Annotated in this window: 6 protein-coding genes and 1 tRNA gene; 6 read left to right on the plus strand and 1 reads right to left on the minus strand. The window is 66.1% G+C overall.

Going from position 1 to position 6,002, the window contains the following annotated elements; genetic code table 11:
• Positions 1-81: 81 nt before the first annotated feature.
• The 5 genes from AC5RW2_RS02935 to AC5RW2_RS02955 all read left to right on the plus strand — a co-directional run bounded on the left by AC5RW2_RS02935 (position 82) and on the right by AC5RW2_RS02955 (position 4,505).
• Complete coding sequence (locus AC5RW2_RS02935; RefSeq protein ID WP_494023776.1) at positions 82-711, plus strand: CDP-alcohol phosphatidyltransferase family protein; 630 nt, start codon at positions 82-84, stop codon at positions 709-711.
• Between the two features lie 42 nt (positions 712-753).
• On the plus strand, positions 754-1,668 hold the full coding sequence (locus AC5RW2_RS02940; protein WP_494002471.1) for a DMT family transporter: 915 nt from the start codon (positions 754-756) through the stop codon (positions 1,666-1,668).
• Positions 1,669-1,720: 52 nt separating this feature from the next.
• Positions 1,721-2,917 (plus strand): glycosyltransferase, encoded by a 1,197-nt coding sequence (locus tag AC5RW2_RS02945; protein ID WP_494014221.1) that lies wholly within the window; start codon positions 1,721-1,723, stop codon positions 2,915-2,917.
• An 88-nt stretch (positions 2,918-3,005) separates the two neighbouring features.
• A tRNA-Ile gene (locus AC5RW2_RS02950) sits at positions 3,006-3,079 on the plus strand.
• Between the two features lie 235 nt (positions 3,080-3,314).
• A complete protein-coding gene (locus AC5RW2_RS02955) occupies positions 3,315-4,505 on the plus strand; it encodes an acyl-CoA dehydrogenase family protein (RefSeq protein ID WP_494014220.1) in 1,191 nt (396 codons plus the stop codon).
• On the opposite strand, the gene AC5RW2_RS02960 is transcribed toward AC5RW2_RS02955, so the two are convergent.
• Positions 4,502-5,008, minus strand: coding sequence for a murein hydrolase activator EnvC family protein (locus tag AC5RW2_RS02960; RefSeq protein ID WP_494073677.1), 507 nt, complete (start codon positions 5,006-5,008; stop codon positions 4,502-4,504). The genes AC5RW2_RS02955 and AC5RW2_RS02960 overlap by 4 nt on opposite strands.
• A 375-nt stretch (positions 5,009-5,383) precedes the next feature.
• Between AC5RW2_RS02960 and rpsB the strand changes: the two genes are divergently transcribed.
• The coding region (gene rpsB, locus AC5RW2_RS02965; RefSeq protein WP_494073678.1) for a 30S ribosomal protein S2 at positions 5,384-6,002 on the plus strand (619 nt) is incomplete at its 3' end.

A 6,002-nucleotide genomic window follows, 5' to 3' on the forward strand; every position in this document is an offset into this window, starting at 1 on the left:
ACCGTCGCACGGCGGCACGGAAGCCGGCTGCAGCGCAGCCGGCTGCCCAGCGTGGAACGACGACTGAGGGGAGGGACGGCGTTGAGGATCATCGGTGCCGGGACGCGGCGCGACTTCGAGTACCGCGAGCTGCACACGTTCTGGACCATCCCGAACCTCATCACCGTCCTGCGTTTCCTTGCGGTGCCGCTATTTGTCTGGCTGATCGCCCGGCACTCGTACGGGGCAGCCACCATCACGCTGGTCGTGCTGGGATCCACGGACTGGGTGGACGGCTACCTCGCCCGCCGCCTCGACCAAATCTCCTCGGTCGGCAAGTGGCTGGACCCGGTGGCCGACCGGCTGGCCCTCATCATCGTGGCCACGACCTTTGTCGCGGCCGGCATCGCCCCGTGGTGGCTGCTGCTGTCCATCATCATCCCCGACGCGATCCTGCTCGTGTTCTCATTGCTCCTGTTCCATGGCAGCCCCGACCTTCCCGTGACACTCATCGGCAAGGTCCGGACGGCCCTGCTGCTGGCAGGCACTCCGCTGCTGCTGCTCCATCGGGTGGAGGGCTTCGGGCACGACTGGCTGCTGACCCTCGCCTACGCCATCCTCGCCGCGGGCTGTGCGGGGCACGTCCTTGCGTGGCTGGGCTACATGCGGGCGGCCTGGGGCAAGTACAAGCGCCGGCGCGAGGCCAGGCAGAACGATCCACTCCATGGTTGACCCGCGCTCCGGGCGGAAACGGACATTTTCTGACGGGACCCCATGGTCTGGTTAGCCATACTCTGTGCCCTGCTCGGTGCCTTCTTCCTCGCCCTCGGCACCCAGCGCCAAGCCAGTGCCGTCCAAGCCAATACGGGCGGCCTGGCGATGAGCGTCGCCGGTTTGCTGCGGATGCTCCGCAATCCCCGCTGGGTCCTGGGACTGCTGCTGTTGGCCGTCGGGATGGGATTGAACGTGTTTGCCTTGGTGAGCGCGCCGTTGACCGTCGTCCAGCCGATCGGCGCCATCGCGTTGGTGATCACCACGATCATCAATTCCAAGGACCAGGGGATCCGGCTGAACCGCGTGACGGTGGTGGCCATCTCAACGTGTGTGGCAGGAAGCGCCGTTTTCGTACTGCTGGCCGTCAACGTCACGGGCGCTAGCCATCGCGTGCGGGCCGAGGAGGAACTCTCAGCGGTCCTGCTGCTGGCCGTCGTCGTTGCCGTCTTTCTCTCGCTGGAACTGATGTTCCGGCACAGGCTGAATGCCTTCGCCTACATTCTGGGAGCCGGCATGTTGTTCGGTTTCGTCGCCGTGCTGGTGAGGATTATCGGCCTGCGGCTGCTGGAGCCGGGCGGCGGTTTCATCGCCAACGTACCGATCTACACGGTCATCGCGGTCGCCGCGGCCGGCGGCCTGGGGGCTTGGTTTGTCCAGAGTGCCTATGCCAGCGGCCCGCCCGATTTGGTCATCGCGGGGCTGACGGTGATCGATCCGCTGGTCGGCATCGCCATCGGCATTTTCATCCTCGGAGAGCTCAGGCCCGACGTCGAACCGGTGTTTGCGATTGGCATGGTGGGGGCAGGTTTGGTTGCTATTGTTGGGGTCATTGCCCTCTCGAGGCACCATCCGGACGTGTTGCAGAAACAGGAAGAAGCCCGGCGCCGGGCCCAAGCCTCGGGCAAGAAACCATAGGGCCGGCGCGATGACCAATACCGTGACCACGAAACAAGGAGTCCTGCCGCAGGTGAGCGACGACATCGGACCGAAACCCCTCAAGATCCTGATTGCAGCCGATACCTACCCGCCGGATGTCAACGGGGCGGCCGTCTTCGGGTACCGGCTGGCCACCGCGATGACCAAGCGCGGACACAGCGTCGACATCATCGCCGGGCGGTATGACAAGGGCCCGACCTTCGTGGAACACCGTGCGGAGGCGACGGTGCACCGGCTCCGCTCACACTCGGTGCCGACGCACGAGACGTGGCGCATCTGCTTTCCCTGGGAGATCAAACGCGACATCAAGCGGATCTTCGATGAGGTCCAGCCGGACGTCGTGCACATCCAGTGCCACTACATGATCGGACAGGCCACCATCGCCGAGGCAGTGCGACGGGGCATCCGCACCATCGCGACCAACCACTTCATGCCGGAGAACCTGGAGCCGTTCCTGCCGTTCCCGCAGTGGTTCCTGGACATCGTCGCGAAGAACTCCTGGCGCGACATGGGCAAGATCATGGGCAAGGCTGCCGTGGTGACGACGCCGACGCCGCTCGCCGCCAAGGCGATGCGGGACCACGCCTTCCTGCACAAGGTGATGCCGCTGTCCAACGGCATCGATGCCGCCGCCTATGAGCTGGCCCCCGGGGAAACGATCGAGAGGCCGGAGCACCCCACGGTGCTGTTTGTGGGCCGGCTGGCGGTGGAAAAGAACGTGGACACGCTGATCGAGGCGCTGGCCATGACGGACCCGGCGCTGAACGTCCACCTGGAGATCATCGGCGACGGCGACGAGCGAAAGAACCTCGAGGCGAGGGTTGCCGCGATGGGGCTTGGGCGCAGGATCGCGTTCCTGGGCCATGTGGACGACGCCGAACTGCGCCGGGCGTACCTGCGCGCGGCTGTGTTCTGCCAGCCCGGAACCGCCGAACTGCAGTCACTGGTGTCCCTGGAAGCGATGTCCGCCAGCAAGCCGGTGGTGCTGGCCAATGCGATGGCCCTGCCGCACCTCGTGGAGGACGGTGTCAACGGCTACCTGTTTGCCCCCCGCGATCCCTCCGACCTGGCGGCCAAGCTCAACGCCGTACTCGGCCAGAGTCCCGAGCGGCTGGAGGCCATGGGCGAAGCCAGCCACGCGAAGGCGATGCGGCACGGCATCGACAAGACGATGGACACTTTCGAGCAGCTTTACCGCGGAGCCTCGGCGGACGACTTCCTCGACTAGGCCAACGTGCGCCCGCCGGTCGGGAGGACTTAGTATGTCTAAGGTGCCGGTAACGGTCCCCGCGCTGCGGGGCGCCGCCCGGCAGCGCGGGGCGGTAGCTCAGCCGGTCAGAGCAGAGGACTCATAATCCTTTGGTCGTGGGTTCAAGCCCCACCCGCCCTACGTCGAGAGAAGGCCCCGGACCAGAATGGTCCGGGGCCTTCGTCATGCCGCCCGCCGGACTCCCGCGGGACTCCGGGGATGCGGCTGCCCCGGCACCCCGGCCGAAGCTGCGGCCCCACGCGTTCGGCCGTTGCCCGCTGACCGGTTCTGCGCTAAGTTACTGATCAGTAACTTGATCTTCTCCCCGGCGCCTCCTGCCCGGGGCCGCGACCTGTTCACAGAAAAGGAAGCCACTATGGGCCAGCGCGTCATCGATCCGAACGACCTTCCCTACGCCGATGGAGACTTCTACTCGTTCGAGGAGATGCTCTCGGAACCCGAACGCTCGCGGCTGCACGACATCCGCGACTGGCTGGCCAAGGAAGTCCGGCCGATTGCCGTCGACTGCTGGAACCGGGCTGAGTTCCCCCTGGAGATCATCCCGAAACTGGCGGACCTGGACGTGGTCAGCCCGGTCAGGCGGCAGGGATACTCCAACTTGTTCGCCGGCCTCGTCCACGCGGAGTTCACCCGCGCCGACACGTCCATCGCCACGTTCCTGGGAGTCCACGACGGCCTGTTCGCCGGATCGATCGAAGTCCTCGCGTCGAAGGAGCAGCAGGAGGCCTGGCTGCCGGACATCTACGCCCTCAAGAAGATCGGCGCTTTCGGACTGACGGAACCGCTCGGCGGCTCCGACGTCGCCGGCGGCACGCGCACCACGGCCCGGCGCGACGGGAACGGCTGGGTGCTGAACGGAGCCAAACGCTGGATTGGCAACGCGACCTTCTCGGACTGGGTCGTCATCTACGCGCGCGACCTGGCCGACAACCAGGTCAAGGGCTTCCTCGTGGACACGGCCACCCCCGGCTATGCCGCGACGAAGATCGAGAACAAGATCAGCCTGCGCACCGTGCAGAACGCGGACATCACCCTGGAAAACGTGCTGGTCCCCGATGATTTCCATCTCAAGGGCGCCAACAGCTTCCGCGACACCAACAAGGTGCTGAAGGTGACGCGGCTTGCCGTAGCCTGGCAGGCGGTGGGGCAGCAGATGGCTGCCTTCGATGTGGCACGGCGCTACGCCGTGGAGCGGCACCAGTTTGGGAAGCCGCTGGCATCGTTCCAGCTGGTGCAGGACCAGCTGGTGCAGATCCTCGGCAACACCGTCGCCTCAATGGGCATGATGGTCCGCCTGGCGCAGCTGGAAGACGCCGGACAGGCCAAGGACGAGCAGTCCGCTTTGGCCAAGGCGTTCACCACTGCGCGGATGCGTGAAAGTGTGGCCCTGGGCCGCAACATCCTGGGCGGCAACGGCATCGTGGCCGACTACGAAATGGCCAAGATCTTCGCCGACGCCGAGGCCATCTACTCCTACGAGGGAACCCACGAAATCAACTCCCTGGTGGCAGGCCGGGCGATCACCGGCTTGGCGGCGTTCGTCTAGCCATCCGGCACCGGCAGCAATACCGAAGGCCGCAGGTCCATGACGAACTGCAGGGGGTTGACATAAACGTCGCCGCGACGGACGCCCCAATGCAGGCATGCGCAATGACTGCTCGCGGCAACCGTTCCTACCGGATCGCCCGACGAAACGGTATCGCCGGCCTGCAGTCCGGACGCGACGGCCAGCAGGCTGCTGCGCAGGCCGTTTCCATGATCGATGGTGACCACCGGCCTGTCGACGACCCGGCCGGAGAAGCTGACCCGGCCGTCGGCGGGGGAGAGGACCGTCGCCCCGGCCGGAACCGCCAGATCGACGCCGCGGTGTCCGCCCAGCCACGGCTTCGGCGGCGGGTCAAAGCCGCGCACGATGGCGGGTTGCGGGCTGGCGGGCCAGCCCCACGGCGGCGAATAACCGGAACGGCCTGCCGGCTCGGGTGACCCGGCCGCGGCCAGCAGCACAGCAGAGGCCGCGGCGGCGGCCAAGCGCGACACGGACGGCGTCATGCAACCGATCCTCGCCGCTGCCCGCGGTCCGCGTCGCGGCGGCGCCGGATGGTGTGCGGAACCCCTTGGCCCGGCCGGCTGTGGAGGGCGGGAACGCGCAGGAACAGGGTGCCGCCTGTAGTACACTGGACGAAGCAGTTTTCCGTCCATGACCCATGTCCGGACGGAGGCTGACTACGCGTGTCTGAAATCCATCGGCTTGATCTCAGCGATGGAAGTGTGCCCAGGCGGTCCGGGAAACCGGTCCGGGCACATGCGCCGCCGAGCCGGCGGCGCCGACAGACGCCAGGAGCTTAGCCCGCCGGGCGACAAGCTAACAACCGTCTACAGGCAGCAGCCCAGGCCCAGCCCGGTGCTGCCGGAAGGAGTGACGACATGCCAGTCGTTACCATGCGCCAGCTGCTCGACAGCGGCGTACATTTCGGTCACCAGACCCGCCGTTGGAACCCGAAGATGAAGCGCTTCATCTTCACCGAGCGCAACGGCATTTACATCATCGACCTGCAGCAGTCGCTGTCCTACATCGACCGCGCCTACGAGTTCGTCAAGGCCACGGTCGCCCACGGCGGCACCGTCCTGTTCGTCGGCACCAAGAAGCAGGCCCAGGAAGCAATCGCCGAGCAGGCCACCCGTGTCGGCCAGCCGTATGTCAACCAGCGCTGGCTCGGCGGCATGATGACCAACTTCCAGACCGTCTCCAAGCGCATCTCGCGCCTGAAGGAACTCGAAGAAATCAACTTCGACGACGTCGCAGCTTCCGGCCGCACCAAGAAGGAACTGCTGCTGCTGCAGCGCGAGAAGACCAAGCTGGAAACCACGCTGGGCGGCATCCGCAACCTCACCAAGACTCCTTCGGTCATGTGGGTTGTCGACACCAAGAAGGAACACCTCGCCATCGACGAGGCCCAGAAGCTCGGCATCCCCGTGGTGGCCATCCTGGACACCAACTGCGATCCGGACGAAGTCGACTTCCCGATCCCGGGCAACGACGACG

The organism is Arthrobacter sp. B0316-1-20 (assembly GCF_059091865.1).

Excerpts from the sequence above, each read along its gene's own strand:
- AC5RW2_RS02955 (WP_494014220.1), top strand. The coding sequence starts at position 3,315 with ATGGGCCAGCGCGTCATCGATCCGAACGACCTTCCCTACGCCGATGGA.
- AC5RW2_RS02940 (WP_494002471.1), top strand. The coding sequence starts at position 754 with ATGGTCTGGTTAGCCATACTCTGTGCCCTGCTCGGTGCCTTCTTCCTC.
- AC5RW2_RS02960 (WP_494073677.1), bottom strand. The coding sequence starts at position 5,008 with ATGACGCCGTCCGTGTCGCGCTTGGCCGCCGCCGCGGCCTCTGCTGTG.